The sequence below is a fragment of the Sinorhizobium americanum genome, from assembly GCF_001651855.1.
Lineage (GTDB): Bacteria > Pseudomonadota > Alphaproteobacteria > Rhizobiales > Rhizobiaceae > Sinorhizobium > Sinorhizobium americanum.
The window spans coordinates 163059-180476 of the sequence record NZ_LNQC01000076.1 but is presented as its reverse complement, the minus strand read 5'-3'; the positions used below and the strand labels follow the sequence as shown (position 1 = coordinate 180476).

17 protein-coding genes are annotated in these 17418 nt (G+C 62.2%); 11 read left to right on the top strand and 6 right to left on the bottom strand.

Annotation, left to right across the window (positions count from 1 at the left end):
- The first annotated feature begins 131 nt into the window (after positions 1-131).
- A complete protein-coding gene (locus ATC00_RS24945; RefSeq protein ID WP_064254817.1) occupies positions 132-1904 on the top strand; it encodes an adenylate/guanylate cyclase domain-containing protein in 1773 nt (590 codons plus the stop codon).
- A 135-nt stretch (positions 1905-2039) separates the two neighbouring features.
- On the opposite strand, the gene ATC00_RS24940 is transcribed toward ATC00_RS24945, so the two are convergent.
- Entirely contained in the window at positions 2040-2939 is a 900-nt protein-coding gene (locus ATC00_RS24940) for a LysR family transcriptional regulator (protein WP_064254816.1), read from the bottom strand.
- A gap of 128 nt (positions 2940-3067) precedes the next feature.
- Here ATC00_RS24940 and ATC00_RS24935 point away from each other — a divergent pair, with 128 nt between their 5' ends.
- From ATC00_RS24935 to ATC00_RS24920, 4 genes are all read left to right on the top strand, one after another.
- The gene (locus ATC00_RS24935) at positions 3068-3547 is read left to right on the top strand and encodes a carboxymuconolactone decarboxylase family protein (protein WP_064254815.1); all 480 of its coding nucleotides are present in this window, start codon (positions 3068-3070) and stop codon (positions 3545-3547) included.
- 65 nt (positions 3548-3612) lie between these two features.
- On the top strand, positions 3613-4365 hold the full coding sequence (locus ATC00_RS24930) for an SDR family oxidoreductase (protein ID WP_064254814.1): 753 nt from the start codon (positions 3613-3615) through the stop codon (positions 4363-4365).
- Positions 4366-4422: 57 nt separating this feature from the next.
- Complete coding sequence (locus ATC00_RS24925; RefSeq protein ID WP_037380390.1) at positions 4423-4845, top strand: cupin domain-containing protein; 423 nt, start codon at positions 4423-4425, stop codon at positions 4843-4845.
- A gap of 72 nt (positions 4846-4917) precedes the next feature.
- The gene (locus tag ATC00_RS24920) at positions 4918-5943 is read left to right on the top strand and encodes a mechanosensitive ion channel family protein (RefSeq protein WP_064254813.1); all 1026 of its coding nucleotides are present in this window, start codon (positions 4918-4920) and stop codon (positions 5941-5943) included.
- Here the strand turns inward: ATC00_RS24920 and ATC00_RS24915 are convergent.
- On the bottom strand, positions 5926-6414 hold the full coding sequence (locus ATC00_RS24915) for an RrF2 family transcriptional regulator (protein ID WP_037380395.1): 489 nt from the start codon (positions 6412-6414) through the stop codon (positions 5926-5928). The two genes, ATC00_RS24920 and ATC00_RS24915, sit on opposite strands and share 18 nt — an antisense overlap.
- Before the next feature lie 241 nt (positions 6415-6655).
- Here ATC00_RS24915 and ATC00_RS24910 point away from each other — a divergent pair, with 241 nt between their 5' ends.
- The 4 genes from ATC00_RS24910 to ATC00_RS24895 all read left to right on the top strand — a co-directional run bounded on the left by ATC00_RS24910 (position 6656) and on the right by ATC00_RS24895 (position 10855).
- Positions 6656-7126, top strand: coding sequence for a cupin domain-containing protein (locus ATC00_RS24910; RefSeq protein WP_064254812.1), 471 nt, complete (start codon positions 6656-6658; stop codon positions 7124-7126).
- Between the two features lie 265 nt (positions 7127-7391).
- A complete protein-coding gene (locus ATC00_RS24905; protein ID WP_064254811.1) occupies positions 7392-9341 on the top strand; it encodes a methyl-accepting chemotaxis protein in 1950 nt (649 codons plus the stop codon).
- A gap of 198 nt (positions 9342-9539) precedes the next feature.
- Positions 9540-9998 (top strand): carboxymuconolactone decarboxylase family protein, encoded by a 459-nt coding sequence (locus tag ATC00_RS24900; protein WP_064254810.1) that lies wholly within the window; start codon positions 9540-9542, stop codon positions 9996-9998.
- On the top strand, positions 9998-10855 hold the full coding sequence (locus tag ATC00_RS24895; protein ID WP_064254957.1) for a sigma-70 family RNA polymerase sigma factor: 858 nt from the start codon (positions 9998-10000) through the stop codon (positions 10853-10855). Before ATC00_RS24900 ends, ATC00_RS24895 begins: the two co-directional genes overlap by 1 nt.
- A gap of 81 nt (positions 10856-10936) precedes the next feature.
- Here ATC00_RS24895 and ATC00_RS24890 read toward each other — a convergent pair whose 3' ends face one another.
- Positions 10937-11188, bottom strand: a complete 252-nt coding sequence (locus ATC00_RS24890; protein ID WP_064254809.1) for a helix-turn-helix domain-containing protein — start codon at positions 11186-11188, stop codon at positions 10937-10939.
- A gap of 568 nt (positions 11189-11756) precedes the next feature.
- Here ATC00_RS24890 and ATC00_RS24885 point away from each other — a divergent pair.
- The gene (locus ATC00_RS24885) at positions 11757-13577 is read left to right on the top strand and encodes an ABC transporter ATP-binding protein/permease (RefSeq protein WP_064254808.1); all 1821 of its coding nucleotides are present in this window, start codon (positions 11757-11759) and stop codon (positions 13575-13577) included.
- 12 nt (positions 13578-13589) lie between these two features.
- Here the strand turns inward: ATC00_RS24885 and queE are convergent, their stop codons facing one another.
- From queE to queC, 3 genes are read right to left on the bottom strand one after another with little or no spacing between them, the layout of a single operon-like run.
- Positions 13590-14327, bottom strand: coding sequence for a 7-carboxy-7-deazaguanine synthase QueE (gene queE / locus ATC00_RS24880; RefSeq protein ID WP_064254807.1), 738 nt, complete (start codon positions 14325-14327; stop codon positions 13590-13592).
- Positions 14324-14680: a 6-carboxytetrahydropterin synthase QueD gene (gene queD / locus ATC00_RS24875; protein ID WP_064254806.1), complete on the bottom strand. Its 357-nt coding sequence runs from the start codon at positions 14678-14680 to the stop codon at positions 14324-14326. Before queD ends, queE begins: the two co-directional genes overlap by 4 nt.
- Complete coding sequence (queC, locus tag ATC00_RS24870; RefSeq protein ID WP_064254805.1) at positions 14680-15390, bottom strand: 7-cyano-7-deazaguanine synthase QueC; 711 nt, start codon at positions 15388-15390, stop codon at positions 14680-14682. Before queC ends, queD begins: the two co-directional genes overlap by 1 nt.
- 360 nt (positions 15391-15750) lie before the next feature.
- Here queC and ATC00_RS24865 point away from each other — a divergent pair, with 360 nt between their 5' ends.
- A complete protein-coding gene (locus ATC00_RS24865) occupies positions 15751-17337 on the top strand; it encodes an ArnT family glycosyltransferase (RefSeq protein WP_064254804.1) in 1587 nt (528 codons plus the stop codon).
- Positions 17338-17418 lie beyond the last annotated feature (81 nt).

Genomic DNA, 17418 nt, shown 5'->3' with positions numbered 1-17418 from the left:
CAACTACTCGATACAGCAAAAGGGTCGAAATCCGCTCTTCGATGGGGCACCTTAAGAAGGCGCTAATTCAAGGTAGTCGATCGCACCGGGCTGCGCTAGAATCACCCCGAGCAGCGATCGGTGGCAACTCGATGAAACAGAGACTAGCCGCAATCCTGGCGGCCGATATGGCAGGCTATAGTCGGCTGATGGAAGCCGACGAAGCAGGAACGATCGCCCGCCTCAGGACGCACCGTATCGAGTTGATCGACCCCGCCATCGCCAAGAACGAGGGCCGGATCATCAAGACGACGGGCGATGGCATGCTCGTCGAATTCCAGAGCGTGACCGACGCCGTGAAATGCGCCGTGGAAATCCAGCAGCGCATGAAGCGGCGCAATTCGGACGTGACACAGGATCGGCGGATCGAATTCAGGATCGGCATCAATCTCGGCGATGTTATTTTCGACGACGACGACGTCTTCGGCGATGGCGTCAACATCGCCGCCCGCATCGAACAGCTCGCCGACGTGGGTGGCATCTGCGTCACCGCTGCGGTGGCGACGCAGATTGCCGACCGCCTCGAGGTCTCTCTCGAGGACCTGGGCGAGAAGACGCTGAAGAACATCAGCCGTCCCGTGCATCTCTTTCGAGTCGGCATCGAGGGCTCCGTCCTGCCGGCCCCGCCGGACGAGAAGGGTACGAAGCGAGCGGTCTCAAAGCCCGCGATCGTCGTGCTGCCCTTCGACAATATGAGCGGCGACCCCGAGCAGGAATTTTTCGCCGACGGCTTGACAGAGGACATCATCACCGAGCTCTCCCGCCGTCACGAGCTTTTCGTCATCTCGCGCAACTCGAGTTTCGTCTACAAGAATCAGCCCGTGAACGCTCGGGAGGTGGCCGAGAAACTGGGGGCCCAATATATGGTCGAAGGCAGCGTCCGGAAGATCGGCGACAGGGTGCGCGTGACGGTCCAGCTCATCGACGCGATCAACGATGCCCATGTCTGGGCCGACAAATACGACCGAAGGCTGGACGATATTTTCGCGATTCAAGACGAGGTGACGGCGGCGATCTCAGCGACTCTCCCCGGGCGTGTCGAGGCGGCCCAACGCGACCAGCTCGCCCGCACGAAGCCGGCGAACATGGCCGCCTACGAATGTGCGCTCACGGCCAAGGTGCTCCATCACAGGAGCACCGCCGCGGACAATCGGCAGGCCCAGGCTCTGATAGACAGGGCACTCACGCTCGATCCCGGCTATGCGCATGCCCACGCGTGGCGGGCCTGCATTCTCGGACAGGCCTGGGTGTATGGCTGGTGCGAGGACAAGGAGGCGACCTGGGCCGAAATCGTGGCCGAGCTCGAACGAGCGCTGGCGCTCGACGATAACGACGCCGATGTGCACCGCATTCTCGCTGCCGTCAACGTCAACAACAACGAACTGACGACGGCCCGCTATCACCAAGAGCGTGCCCTTTCGCTCAATCCCAACTACGATCTTGTGGTGGTCCAGCAGGGCGAGCTCCTGACGTGGCTCGGCCGACCGGAAGAAGGGGTCGAGTGGATCCGCAAGGCAATGCGGCTCAATCCCCATCATCCGGAACGGTTCTGGAGTCACCTCGGAAAGGCGTTTTTCGCCGCCCGCCAATATGGCGAAGCAATCGAGGCATTCATGCACCTTTCGGCGATGGACCACGTGCAGCACGCTTTCGTTGCTGCCTGCTACGGCTGGCTCGGCGACGACATTGCCGCGTCTGCGCACATGAAAAAGGTCCAGGCGCTCGCCCCCGAGTTTGGCCTCGAATCCTTCCTCGCCACCTTGCACTACGCTCAGAAAGCCGACACGCAGCACATTCGCGAAGGGCTTGTCAAAGCGGGCGCGAACGATGACCTGCCGGCAGCGAACGACATCGCGGCGCAATAGAGCCCCGTCGCAGCCGGTCTCGAAGACCGAAAACCTGGGGCGCACCACTCTCACCGTTCATTTTGGCCTCCCCTGTCACGCCTTCGGCCTGGACGGCAGGGCGATGTAGGCCCGCATCGTCTTTCACGCGGCCAATCAGGACGCCATCAAAGGATCCTCGCGGACGGCCTCGATCAGGAAGTCGAGGACGGTCCTGACGCGCAGCGGCATGTTTCGGCGCGATGGATAGACGACATTGATCGGCAGACGAGTCGGCGGGAAGTCCGGCATCACATTCACCAACCTGCCCGCCTCGATGTCCGGGCAAGCGAGGATATGGGAGAGTACCGCCAGGCCGCTGCCGGCCAGCGTCGCGCGATGGACGGCCACCGCATTGTTGGCAATCAACCGGGGTGCAATCCGTGCGGCAATCTCGTCCGCCCCGTTGGAAAACGACCAGGTACGACCGTCGCCGGCCCGGCGGTAGCAGATGCATTCATGGGCAGTGAGATCGCCTGGCGTTTGCGGTGCCGTTCGGCCTTTCAGGTAGGAGGGCGCGGCGACGAGGAAGGCAGTCGTCCAGCCGATCCGGCGGCACACCAGGCTGTTGTCCGCAACCGGCCCCAGGCGCACCTCGAGATCAATTCCTTCCCCGACCAGATCCGACGGCTCCTCTCGGAAGATTATTTCGACGGCAAGCCCCGGATGGCCGGCAATAAGGGTCGCGAGGCGGTCGCTCACATAAAGCCCGAGCGGCGCGGGTAGTGTGAGCCGTACCTTTCCCGAAACCATTATTCCGTCGGCACCGGTGGTGTCGCCGAGCGCATCCACCGCCTCGACCACCCTGAGCGCCATCGGAATGATCTGCTCGCCTTCGGCCGTTAGGGCGACTGCACTTGTCGTGCGGTGCAGAAGGCGGGTGTTCAAATGCGCTTCCAGTGCCGACACCTGTCGGGAGACGGCCGGCTGCGTCAGATTAAGATCGACCGCGGCTGCGGAAAACGAGCCGGTCTCGGCGACCCGGAGGAAGGTTCTAAGTGCGGATACGATGTCCATCCTCGTCCCCATACTTTCCCGCATAAGCCTTATGTCGGCAACTTAGGGGGCAAGGACTTTACTGTCCAGCTATTAAGGATATCCTTCATCCATAAGGATATCAGATATCCTTAATAGAGGAGAAAACAATGACCCAGCGCCTGAACTACGCCCAGCAATCGCCGGAGCTTTTCAAGAAGCTCTCGGAACTCAGCATGGCCCTGAAAGACAGCGTCATCGATCAGACGATCCGCGATCTCGTCAATATCCGCGCATCGCAGATAAACGGCTGCGGATTTTGCCTCGACATGCATGTGAAGGAAGCTAAAATCCACGGCGAAAGCGAGTTGCGTCTTTACCACATTGCAATCTGGCGGGAGTCGAATCTTTTCATCCCGCGCGAGCGCGCCGCACTTGCCTGGACCGAAGCCGTAACGAGGCTGCCCGAAGGCGGCATCCCCGACGAACTCTATGAGCGGGTGCGCGCCCAGCTTTCAGAGAAGGAAATCTCGGACCTGACGTTCTCGATCATGGTCATCAACGCATGGAATCGCGCCAGCATCTCCTTCAAGAACGTGCCCGGTTCCGCCGACAAGCTCTACGGTCTCGACAAGGCCGGCCTGAACTAACTCTGTGCCCTTCGCTGACCCGTCTAGCAACGCGGCGCGAATGCTGCCGCAACGGAGGTGTTTTTATGAAAATCGTCGTCATCGGGGGAACCGGCCTCATCGGTTCGAAGACAGTCGATCGCCTGCGCAAGCAGGGTCATGAGGTGATCGCCGCCTCTCCAAACACGGGCGTCAACACCATTACCGGCGAAGGACTGGCCGAGGCGCTTGCCGGCACCGACGTGGTGATCGACCTCGCCAACTCGCCGTCTTTCGAGGACGAGGCGGTGATGGATTTCTTCGAGACGTCCGGCCGCAATCTGCTTGCGGCGGAAAAGGCGGCCGGGGTCAAGCACCATATCGCGCTTTCGGTCGTCGGTACCGAACGCCTGCAGGAGAGCGGCTATTTTCGCGCCAAACTTGCTCAGGAACGGCTGATCAAGGGTTCAGGCATTCCCTACACGATCGTTCACTCGACCCAGTTCATGGAGTTCCTCGGCGGCATCGCCCAGTCCGGCACCGTCGGCGACACGGTGCATCTGTCGCCAGCCTATGTGCAACCGATCGCCTCCGACGACGTCGCCGATGCCATGGCGGACGTTGCCCTTGCGCGGCCAGTCAACGGCACGATTGAGATTGCCGGCCCAGAGCGGTCGCGGCTGAGCGACCTCGTCGGTCGCTATCTCAAGGCAAGTGGCGACGCCCGCAAGGTCACGCCGGATCCCGAAGCACGCTACTTCGGAGCCCGACTGGAGGACGGCTCGCTCGTTTCCGACAACAATCCGCGTCTTGGCCGGATCAATTTCGAGCAGTGGTTCGCAACCTCGGCGCGGAAATGACCGGCGCCGGTGCGCCGTGCCCCACGGCGCACTGCCACCCCATGCAGGAGTCTTGAGATGATGAAGTCAATCGTCGCCGCCGTGACAGCCACGGCATTGATTTCCGGATCTGCCGCGGCCCACGACACACCCGCCGGAAAGGCCAACAAGGTTACGCTCGTCTATGAGCATCAATTGCCGAACGTTCCGGGCAAGAGCATCAGGGGCGTTCTGGTCGAATATGGTCCCGGCGGGTTTTCCGAAGCTCACACCCATCCGAGCTCCGCCTTCATCTACGCAACGGTTCTCGAAGGATCCATCCGCAGCCAGGTGAATGGCGGACCGGCCAAGGTCTATCAAGCGGGTGAGAGTTTTTCCGAGATGCCCGGCGACCGTCACGACGTGAGCGCAAACGGCAGCGAGACGAAACCGGCCAAACTGCTGGCGGTCTTCGTCGTCGATACCGCTCAGAAGGAGTTGACCTTCCCGACCGGGAAATGACTTGAAGCGGGGCCGGATGCGGCCGCATCCGGCCCCACTTCTGATCCGGACATTCTTGCAAGTGGGCCCGCCATGTTCGCCGATCCTCTTTCTCTGCCGTTCCTGCTGATCAATCTGCTTGGGAGTGCCGGCATTGTCGTGTGGCATCTGCAGGGGCGCGGGCGCCCGACCGCGCGATTGATCGTCCAGATTCTGTTCTTCACCGCCATGACCGCCATACTCGGCTTCAGCGGGATCCAGCCGCACCGGGTGGACGAGGCACATCTGAACGGGCTCGCTGCATTCCTGGCGACGTCTGCAAGAGTTCTCTGGTGGACGCATCTCGCCTGGGCGACCATCGGATTCGTGCGCATCTACATCGTGCTCGACCGCAGGCCGCGGGAAGCGCGTCTGTTCCAGGACCTGATCATCGGCATCGTCTATCTGGGTGTGGCGCTGTCCATCATGGGCTTCGTCTTCGGTGCACCGATCGGCACGCTGACAGCAACCTCCGGCGTGGTTGCCATTATCCTGGGCCTTGCCCTGCAGAATACGCTTGGCGACCTGTTCTCCGGCGTCGCACTGACGCTTGGCCGGCCCTTCGCCATTGGCGACTGGATCCAGCTCGACGACGGAACCGAAGGGCGTGTCGTCGAAAACAATTGGCGTTCCACGCATTTGCTCACGCTCGCAAACAATGTCATCGTCCTGCCGAACAGCGTTCTGGCGAAGGTTGGATTGACCAACCTCAGCCGCCCGGACGAGACGCATCAGATCTTCGTATCCGTCCGTATCGCGGCAACGCATGTGCCGCACTTTGTCGAGGAGGTGCTGCGAACCGCGCTCGAAGGCTGTGAGCGGATCGTCCAGGACCCGCCGCCCAGCGTCGGTCTCAAGGCGATCGACGCCGTGGCGATCGAGGCGGAGCTGCTGTTTCGCGTGGCAGGTCCGGCCAACCGAACGGCGGCGAGGAACGAAGTCATCGATCAGGTCGATCGTCACTGCAAGGAAAGCGGCCTCTCCTTCGCCCTGCCGCCCCAGAGTTATCTGTACGCGCTCACTTCGCCGGACAAAGAACCGCAGGCCGTCATGGGTTCGCGCTCAACCGGCACGCTCTAGAACCCACTCGAAGCTTTTTTTCCAAAGCTCCGCCGGAACCTCCTTAGCCAAGGTGTCGATGAGATCCGACAGTTGCACGCTTCGGAGCTTTTCCCGCCATGCTTCGTCGGCCTCCCACATCACGCGCGCCACCGCACAAGGGGCGCTTTCGCAATAGCCTTGCGGGCGGCACGGGTTGTTGGCGCGGATATTGTTGCAGACGAAGGTGCGTGCCTTGCCCTCCACCGCCTCGACGATATCAAGGAACGTCAGCTCGTCCGGTGTCCTGGCCAGACGGTAGCCGCCCGAGGGTCCGAGCGTCGTATGCACAAGCCCGGCCTGCGACAGGCTCTGCAGCGCCTTGGACAGGTATTCCTTCGGGACCCCATGGAATTCGGCAAGTGCCTTGGTCGACAGATAGCGGCCCTTGGGCAGGCCGGCGAGAATGGCGCAACAATGCAGAGCCCATTCCACTTGGCTTTTCAGGATCATCGAGAATTACCGGGTCGATGCTGATCGACAGCTATTACGGATAAACGATATCCCTATTTGCCATCTCTGTAAACACAACGCCTGCCGCTTACTACAGGTTATGCAACGGACTGGCGTTTGCGCAAGGTTCTTCGATGATCGGGAACGCTTGCCGGGAGGGTGCCTGCGGGCTTACCCTCAAGCGTTGCGCGAGGCTGCCCCAGCACCCGGCCGAGGCGGCCGCGCCAGAGGGAGGTCCATCATGAAAATCGCATCGATATGTGCAGTCGGATTGCCCGTATTCTTCGGGATCGTCACCTTTGCCTCGGCAGAGGATGCGCACACAATGATCGCTCCCGGTGATGTCAAGTGGGCCCCGGCGCCAAAGATATTGCCCGCCGGAGCAGAAATTGCAGTCCTGTTCGGCGATCCCAGCAAGGAAGGCTTGTTCGCCCTCCGGCTGAAGGCCCCGTCCGGCTATGTGGTCGCACCGCATACGCATCCGGCGGACGAAGTGGTCACCGTCATATCCGGGACGATTAATCTAGGAATGGGCGAAACGGCCGATCGGAGCACCGCCAAGGCGTTGCCGTCAGGCAGCTTCTTCGCCTTGCCGCCCAACATGGCCCATTTCGCCTATTTCGACGAAGAGACCGTGGTGCAGATTACCACCAACGGTCCATGGGGCATCAAGTATGTCAATCCGGCGGACGACCCGCAGAAATCGCAGTGAGCCGCCCGAGCGCCCGGAGACATTGCCCCGCCACTGCAAGCGGCGGGGCAAGGCAGGGCGTCTATCCGATTTCCGCATTCCTATCCAGTTCGCGAGGATTTCGTTGCCTTCTCGGTAAAGCTGTGAAGCTTCATTAATCTTCGCAACCTCTTGATTCAGCGACGTGGCGCCAATGCTGCCTCAGGCAGCCTCGAGCGACTCCTGCCGCTCGAATGATTTGAGGGGCCTCTCTCCAACCTCTCTCATTCGTGCTCAGGACAAGGCAATGAAAAATTGGTCGATTATTCTCAAGATGCTGGTCATCCTCGGCGCCTTCGGTTTGTTTTCGTTAGGCACCGGCTTCTACGCCTCTATACAAATCATGAAGATCGATGCCGGCTATTCGAGTTTGCTCGTCGAGCAGGTTCGCGCGGCGCAAAACATGGCCTCAGCGGGCCGGGCCTTGCAGCGAGCACGGGCGGCGATTGCCGACAGCATCATGCTGGCCGATCCCAAGGCGGTCGAGCAAGCCAACTCCGAACTGGCCGCGGCCAAGCAGACTTTCTCGGAACTGATGGACGTCGCCGCGCAGGCAAGTCCCGAGAACAAACATATTCCGGAATTCAAGCAGGCTGGTCTGGACATTCTTGAAAAGCAGTGCGCGCGAGCCCTCGATCAAGGATCGAAAACGACGAATGCCATGGAAACGATGTCGGCGGTCAAGACATTCGCGACCGAATGCCAACCCGGCTTCCCGCAACTGGCCGAGAAAATCGTCGCCGAGACCCGGACTTTGGAACAGGCCGCGCTCAAGGCACGTGACGACCTTACGATCGTTTCGACATCGACCAGCAACAATACGCTCCTGATCCTGTTCGGTGGACTCGCCCTTGTCCTTGCCGCCTCCTATTTTGCTGTAAGCTCGTGGATCGTGAAACCGATCAACGCCCTTCGCGACCTGATGGCGGTTCTCGCTGGCGGCAATCTCGACGTTGACGTCGCGGGAACCGACCGCCGCGACGAGATCGGCAAGATGGCCGCGGCCGTTCAGGTGTTCAAGGACAATGGCCTCAAGGCTCGCGAACTGGAGGGCCAGTCCGAGGAGATGCGGGCTGCGGCCGAGCGCAACCGTCAGGCGGAGCAGGAGCGGATCGCCCGCGAGGCGGAGCAATTGCGCGTTGCGACGTCGACACTTGGCGACGCATTGAAGCGGCTCGCCCACGGCGACCTCGCCTGCCGGATCAATGCGGCTTTCGCGGCCGAATACGAACCGCTTCGCGCCGATTTCAACGCGACTGTCGATCAACTGAGCCGCACCATCAATGCCGTCGCCGTCTCGGTGCAAAGCATGGATAATGGCACGAGGGAGATTTCGTCGGGCGCGAACGATCTTTCCAAGCGCACCGAGCAGCAGGCAGCCTCGCTGGAAGAAACCGCCGCGGCCCTCGACCAGATCACGGCGAATGTCGGCAACTCGACCAAGCGTACCGAGGAAGCCCGTACCGTCGCCAGCCGGGCCAACCACTCGGCGGTGCATTCGGCCGAGGTCGTTTCCCAGGCGGAAGGGGCGATGAAGAAGATCGAGGAGAGCTCGCAGCAGATCTCCAACATCATCGGGGTGATCGATGAGATCGCCTTCCAGACCAACCTCCTGGCGCTGAATGCCGGCGTCGAAGCGGCCCGGGCCGGCGAGGCCGGCAAGGGCTTCGCGGTCGTCGCCCAGGAAGTCCGCGAGCTCGCCCAACGCTCGGCCCAGGCCGCCAAGGAGATCAAGGGCCTGATCCAGAACTCCTCCGCCGATGTCGGTAGCGGCGTCAAGCTGGTGCGCGACACGGGCGAGGCATTGAAGATGATCGGCGGCTTCATCGTCGAGATCAACACCCATATGGAGGCGATCGCGATCTCAGCCAAGGAACAGTCGACCGGGCTTGCCGAAATCAATACCGCCGTCAACCAGATGGACCAAACGACGCAGCAGAATGCGGCGATGGTGGAGCAATCGAGCGCCGCTGCCGTCTCGCTGGCGCAGGAAGCGTCGAAACTGCGCGACCTCGTTGGCCAATTCCGGCTCGACGCCGCCGCCCAGCTATCGGCACCCGGGCAGACAGCCCACGCGGCAACACCGGACAGCAAGCCGGTCGCGTCTCCCGCCCGCGCCCTCGGCCGGAAGATCGCCGGCGCCTTTGGCGGCAAGGCGACGGCCGTAGCCACGGCGGAGGACTGGGAGGAGTTTTGACGGCCGGCGGACGGCAGCCGCCGGAAAATAAGCGCTCCTTTCGTACCAGCTCCGAAGGCCATCGGATTCGAGCGATCCCATGGCCTTCGCGCATCTTGACGTCCAGGGCCGCTATCGGGAGATAAAAAGTCGGCGTGCATGTCACATGCGCAGGGTCCCGTCTCGTCATGGTGTCGTAACCAACAAGAGGAAGCCACCATGACTGCCAAACTTGATCCTTTCGCCGCCGCCCCCGCCCTCATGAAAAACTGGATGAGCACCTCGATCGCCGTCGCTTCGAGCCTCGAGCCGAGCCTGATCGAACTCGTGAAGATCCGTGCATCGCAGATCAATGCCTGCGCCAACTGCATCAACATGCACACGGTGGAGGCGCGCGCGAAGGGCGAGACCGAGCAGCGCATCTATCTGCTGTCGGCCTGGCGCGAGGCCCCGTGCTATACCGATCGCGAACGGGCCGCGCTCGGCTGGACCGAGGCGCTGACGCGGCTGTCGGAAGGACATGCCCATGAAAACGCCTACCAGACCCTGCAGGCTCATTTCACGCAGGAGGAACAGGTGAAGCTCACGCTGATGGTCAATGTCATCAACGGCTGGAATCGCCTCGCGGTCGGCTTCGGCCTATGGGTCGATCCGGCCGCTGCGAAGGCGGTCGCCTGATGGCCGTCACCGGGCAAGAAGATGCAGCGGCGGGTTTCGACCCGCTGCGTCCGAAGCTGATGCGCGTCGCCTATCGGATGCTGGGCTCCGTTGCCGATGCCGAGGACGTCCTGCAGGAGGCCTTCATCCGTTGGATGGGGGCCGACCGCGCCGCGGTCAGGGAGCCAGAGGCGTTCCTGCGCCGCACCGTGACGCGGCTCTGCCTCGATCAGCTGAAATCGGCCCGGCGCCGGCGCGAGACCTATGTGGGGCCCTGGCTCCCCGATCCTGTCGTGGAAGAGGAGGAAGAGGAGGACGTCACCTTGCCGCTGATGCTGGCGCTGGAGCGCCTCTCGCCGCTCGAGCGCGCCGCCTTTCTGCTGCATGACGTGTTCGGACTGGCTTTCGAGGAGGTCGCGACGACCATAAAGCGCGATCCGGCCGCCTGCCGGCAACTCGCCGCCCGCGCGCGCACCCATGTCCGCGAGGCGCGGCCGCGCTTTCGGGTCGAGAGGGAACGCGGCCTCGAGCTAGCGAAGGCATTCTTCGACGCATCGCGCAGCGGCGACATGAAGGCGCTCGGCGCCATGCTCGCGACCGATGTCAGCGTCCATTCGGACGGCGGCGGCAAGCGGCCGGCGGCCATTAGGCCAATCATCGGGTATGATGCGGTCATGAAGGTGCACGAATATCTGGCGGGATTGTTCCGGAAGAACGGCTCGAAACTCGTTCGGGCCGGCTTCGTCAATGGTCTGCCGGGCTTCGTTACGCTGGAAGCCGATGGCGAACTCCAGACGACCGCGCTTGAAATCGAGGACGGAAAAGTCGCCGCGATCTACGTGGTGCGCAACCCCGACAAGCTACGGCACCTGCACTAGCCGGAGGCGATGGGTGATAGCGGAAGACGAAAGGGGGATGGAGGCGACCCGGCCGACGCATGTCGCCGGCCGGTCGTTCAATCAGATTTCGCCGGGCAGGAAGTCCGAAATCGGCACCTGAAGAGCTATGGCGATTCGCTTTAGTTTGGCCGGACTATTGTCCATGCCGCTTTCAATCTCGCCTATTTCAGCGTTGGCGAGACCACAGGTGACGGCGAGATCCTCGATACTGTAGCCAACGGCTTCACGAGCAGCCCGGACGCGAGCGGCGATATCGCCGCCCATTATGGCAGAGGCGTGCTTGTGGCCAATGCTGGAGGGTGAAATGGACATAAATGTCTCCTTCTCTAGGCATTAAATTCTTTTCGAATTCGCGGTTGAGGGCGGGCGACACGCGCCTTGGGACAAGCGGTAACGTTTTATGTCAATGTTGTAACATGAACAAGCCGAAATGAGCGGCACCGCTACGATTGCGCTCTTAAGGCGATCACGGCAGCGGCCATGCGCATCCCCAATTGATATCAAAACCTGTTTCAATGGGGGCCGGTTCCCCGTACACTGGCGACATGGTTGTTACTGATTTGGCTGCATTTCAGCACTTACGGATATTCAGTCGTATATTTGCCTTGAACGGGCTGCCGCCCGCCCCCGAATGCGGGCATAGCAACGGCAGTCTCCGACCGTTCCGACTTTTACAGGACGAGCAATTGCCGCAGGTCCTGGAGCGGGGCATCGACCTCGTTGATTCGGTATCGCCGCGAGCCTGCATCTCCTGCAGGACCGACCGAGATCGCAAAAACCCTGAACCGTCTGTTGATGCGTCGTGCTTGCCGATGAGCGCGGTGTACCGACCGTCGGGATAGGCCCGACAGGCTGTGCCCTTCGAAGGGAGGAACTGACGATGAAGAAACCGACCGGCAAGAAGACCGCGCCCCGATCGCCGGCCGCACCACCCGAGGGCAGCAGCATCTGGCAGCAGTTCGACATGATGCGGCGTGCCTTCGTCGCCTCGCCGCTTCTGAAGCCGATCCTGTGGCTGACCACTGGCAGCCTCGCTGTCATCATCGTCACCGCGATCGGTCAGATCATTCTCAACCGCTGGTACCGACCATTCTTCGACTCGATCGAGCGGCGCGATCTCAACGCCTTTTTCTATCAGCTCCTGCTGTTCGTCGTCATCGCCGGCGTTCTCTTGATATTCAATGTCACCCAACAATGGCTCAACCAGATGGTGCGGTTGAAACTGCGTGAAGGACTGACATTGGATCTGATCGGTCAGTGGATGCGGCCGCGCCGTGCCTTTCGGCTTGCGAATGGCGGCGCGATTGGCGTCAATCCGGACCAGAGGATGCAGGAGGATGCGGGCCACCTCGCCGATCTGACCACCGATCTCGGTTTCGGCCTCGTGCAATCGTCGATCCTGCTCGCCTCTTTCGTCGGCGTACTCTGGTCGCTCTCAGCCGGATTCGCCTTCCAGATCGGCGACAGATCACTGGAGATCCCCGGCTATATGGTTTGGGCGGCGATCCTCTACGCCGGCTCAGCCTCCTGCGTGAGCTGGCTGGTCGCGCGGCCGCTCGTCGGCCTGAACGGCGAGCGCTATGCGCGTGAGGCGGATCTGCGATTCTCGATGATGCATGTCAACGAGCATATCGACGCCATCTCGCTGGCGGGCGGTGAAGACGGAGAACGCAGACGTCTGGAACTCGATCTTTCCTCCGTGCTCGGATCCGTGCGCAACATTTATCGCGCCCAGATCAATCTTGCCTGGGTGCAGGACGGCTATGGCTGGGTGACGGTCGTCGCACCGATCCTGATCGCCGCACCCGTCTATTTCGCGGGAAATATCAGCTTCGGCGGTCTGATGATGGCCGTCGGCGCCTTCAACCAGGTGCACTCTTCGCTCAAATGGTTCGTGGCCAATATCGGTGCGATCGCCGACTGGCGCGCGACACTGCTGCGGGTTGCCGCATTCCGGCGCGCGCTCATCGTGGCGGACACGCTGCACGACCGGGAAAAGCGGATAGAATTCGTCGAGAACGACAGAGCCAGCCTGACCTTCGACAATCTCGAAGTGGTTTCCCCGTCGGGCCGGACGAGGCTCGCCGAGCCCCATATCGAGATCGGCGCCGGCCAGCGCGTCATCATCAGCGGCGATCCACGCGCCGGCAAGACATTGCTCTTCCGTGCCCTCGCCGGTCTCTGGCCCTGGGGCGGCGGACGCGTCGGTTTGCCCGTCGACGATTCCGTCGCCTTCATCCCACGCGCGCCCTATTTCCCGCGGGGTCGGCTGCGCAATGCCCTCGCCTATCCTCACTCCAACGGCTTTGCCGATTCGGAGATCGTCGCCGCGCTGACGAAAGTCGGCCTCGACCACCTGGCGGCATCGCTCGACCAGGAAGCCCGGTGGGAGCGCGAGCTCAGCGACGACGACCAGCGCCTCCTGGCTTTTGCCCGGATACTCCTGCAACGGCCGCGCTGGGTGATCATCGATGAAGCACTGGAGACGATGGACAGCGACGCGCTGAAGCGCGCGCTATCGATCTTCGAAACCGACCTCAGGGAAACGGCGGTCATCAAGATCGGCCGCACGCCGCGCAATGGCGCGCTGTTTTCCCGCGTCATCCATCTCGTCAAGGATGCCGAAGGCCCGGCATTGAAGCCGGTGCGCTTCGCAGAGGGCGTGCCCGAGAAGGAATTGGCAACACAGGGCGCGCCTTGAAGGCGACGCGCTTTAAACGCCGCGCCGATTGCCCCAGATCAGCACATGCAGCTGCGGCAGCACGCGCACCTCGAACCATTTGTCGGCGATCACCCTGTCGACCAGCCAGCGCATCCGCTCCATCACGCCATCGATGTCGATCGGCGCATCGTCGTCATCCGGAGGTGGCGGCGTGTGGTTGCCCGGCTGCAGATAGACCGGCAATTGCGGATGGCGCGCCGCCGCCGCCCGCGCATAAGCGTAATCGGCGTCGTCGAAGACGACGATCTTAAGTGCGGTCTGGGGCTTGCCCCTGGACGAGCGGAGGCAGGCGTCGAAATCGTCCCACTCCGTCTCCATGCCGCTCGAAGGCGGCTTCGGGCTCAACACCAGCATGTCAAGATCGGCGAACCAGTCGCGGGCAACCGAACCCTGCGTCTCGAGAGCGAAACGATAGCCTTCCCGGTGACCGCGGGCGATCAGCTCGCCGAGCGGCTGGATGGCCGGATTGCCTCCGGAAAGCGACACCATCACCGGCACCCCTCCGGAGAGCCGGGTGACCTCGCTCCAGACCTCCTCGACCGTCAATGCCCGCCACTCGTCGCGATAGGCGCTGTCGACGGCGTGCAGACTGTCGCACCAGGAACAGCGGTAGTCACAGCCGCCGGTCCGCACGAACACCGTCGGCAGGCCGGTCAGTGCGCCTTCGCCCTGAATGGTCGGGCCGAAGATCTCGCTGACGCGAATCTCGGCGGGTCGCATGCCAGTCATGGCCGGTATTCCGCCCAAGTCTTCGCCGTCTCGCTGACGCGCACCGCGCTTGTCTCCGGAAGCCGCGCCTTGCACCACTCATAGAAATGCTGTGCCAGACACTCCGCCGTCACCCGGTCGTGCCCGAGCACGTCGTTCAGATGGCGGTGATCGAAGGCCTCGTCGATATAATGCTTGAGCGGAGCAAGCTCGTGATAGTCGCGCACGAAGCCGTGCTCGTTCAACATTTCGGCCGAAAGCTCCACTTCGACGACATAGTTGTGCCCGTGCAGCCTTGCGCATTGGTGCTCGGGCGGCAGGCTTGTCAACTGGTGCGAGGCGGAGAAGTGGAACTCCTTGGTGATGCGAAACATCATCGCACCTCCTCGGCAGCGAAGGCGCGCGTGGCCGCGACCCAGAAATCCCGATCCTCGTAATCGGTCGGATCGGCGACGCCGGCGAGATGGAAGGCTTCGCGCCGCTCGACGCAGGTCCCGCAGCGGCCGCAATGGCGCGCACCGCCCTTGTAGCAGGACCAGGTCTCGGCAAAGGGCGTGCCGTGCTTCGCCCCGTCCGCGACGATGTCGGCCTTCGAGACATTCACATACGGAGTATAGAGCGTGATGTCCGCGTATCCGTCCAGCGCATGGTTCTGCATCGTCTGGAAGGCATCGATGAAGCCCGGCCGACAGTCCGGATAGATGAAGTGGTCGCCGCCGTGCACGGCGGCCGCCACCGCATCGGCCTTGCGGGCGGCCGCGACGCCGAAAGCAATCGCCAGCATGATGGCGTTGCGGTTCGGCACGACCGTGGTCTTCATCGTTTCTTCCGCATAGTGGCCGTCCGGCACCTCGACGTCGTCGGTCAGCGCCGAACCGGTCAGATGACGGCCGATCTCGCGAATGTCGATGATCTGGTGCGGCACGCCGAGGCGCCTGGCGCAGGCGGCGGCGAAGTCCAGTTCCTTGCGGTGCCGCTGGCCGTAGTCAAACGACAGGAGGCCGAACAGTTCGTGCTCCGCCGCGATCCTGTGCGCAAGCGAAACGGAATCCAATCCGCCGGAGCAGATTACGATGGTTTTCATGACAGGTGTCCTTGTTTTGACCGGGTAGGCTGCGACCGGGGAGTTACCTGCCGGCTTTTAGAGCCTTTTATGTCCAAATGAAAGGTCTTCTTCTTCTTCTTCTGCTGCTGCGTGCAGCAGGAGGAAGACACGAAGCGTGTTACCGCTTTAGCGAAATTCACGACCACCATGAGTGCAGTGACACAAGGTCCAGGACACGGCCCCAGGGCAATTTGTTCTGCTCTACCCTGGCGACAATCAGAGATTGCTTGGCTATAGTGTGCGCGACTGTGGACACAGAGGCTGCCGCTCCAAGTCGGCGAGGCACGCAAAGATCCCTGTTGCATACAGAGTTTCGCATCGTTCGGCCGGTGAAGGTATATGTCTGGTTTCGGTCTCAGGCCCAGCAATGGCGTGGTTCTTGGCGCGATTCTGGTGCTGGCGGCCCTGTTCCGTTTGCATGACGTGCAGCAGCCACTGGTCGACGCCTTCAGTTGGCGCGAAGCCAGCACGGCGATGATGGCCGACAATTTCTTCCTGCGTAGCTGGAACATCTTCTTTCCGGAGGTGAGTTGGACCGGGCCGGGGCCCGCCTACCAGGGCCGCGAGCTCCAGGTGATCTCCTATATCACCGCCCTGCTCTATGCCGTTCTCGGTTGGGACGAGATGTTCGGGCGGCTCGTCGCCATCGCCTTCGGAGTCTGGGGCGTCTTCGCCCTGCACCGGCTGATCGAACGCATCTGGGGCACCGCCCATGCGCATGCCGGCGCCTTCCTGCTAGCGATCATGCCCGGCGCCGTGATGATCGACCGCTCTTTCCTGCCCGATCCGGCGATGTTGTCGCTGGTGACAACCGGCGCCTGGCTCTATGTGGCCTATCTGCAGAACGACCGCATCCCGCTGCTCCTTGCGGCAGGGCTGATCACCACCATCGGCGTGCTTGCCAAGCTGCCGGGTATCGCGGCCGTAGTGCCGATGACCTATGCGACATTTCTCATCCTGCAGCGCAGAGGCAAGCTCAGTCTTCACCGCATCCTGCAAATTCTACCTGTCGCGCTCATCGCCGGAGCGCTCATTCTCGGCTACTACCGCTGGGCCCACTATCTCGGCACCAACTATCCACCCTATCACATCGCCGGCAGCGGTTATCTCTGGAGCGATGGGGTTGCCAAGTTCGTCAGCGAAGGGTTCTACATTCCCGCCACCTGGAAGATTGCCAGCAACTGGCTCTTCACCCTGCCCGTGATGATTGTTGCGGGCATCGCGCTCTTGGCCGCACCGCCGACGACACCTGAAACGGCACCCGGCCGCGCGCCCTGGTTCTTCCATGTCTGGCTCGCCGGCGCAGCGCTCGTCTATTTCTTCGCCGCGCGCGAGATCAAGACCAATCCCTGGAACTTTCACATCTTCAACGTGCCGATGGCCGCCCTTGCCGGGCGCGGGCTGATTCTGTTGAGCACTATAGGCGGCGACCAGGCGGTGGGTACCCGGTCGCGCGCGCTGCGCCTGGTGGCGATCACAGCCGTCATCATCATCGGCGGCAGCATACCCGGGCTCACGCTCATGAAGACGCCCTATGCGGATTCCGGCCATAAGCTCGGCGCGCGGCTCAGCGAACTCAGCCAACCCGGCGATCTCGTTGTCACCGCCACCCCCACGATCGGCGATCCGGTGGCGATCTATTACAGCCGTCGCCGCGGCTGGGTTTTCCCGCCGGGCGGCGGCGAAAACGACTGGTCGATGCTGCTCGCGGATGAGGACGCGATCCCGACGCTCGAGGCGCTGCGCGCTCAGAACGCCACTTGGTTCGGGGTCACCAAGAACGCGCGCGACATGCAGCGGCGCAAGCTCATCGAATATAACAAAGCGCTGATTGCCCACCTCGACAGAACCGCCGAACGCGTCGTCGACGACGACACGATGCTGATCTACCGCCTGGCGCCCCGCGTCGACGCCGCGGCAAATTGATATGCTCCGGTTTCGAGCCGAACGGCAGCCGCGAGTTCGCGATGTTGGCCGGGCAAGAAAATGTCCCTTGCCCGACCGGCG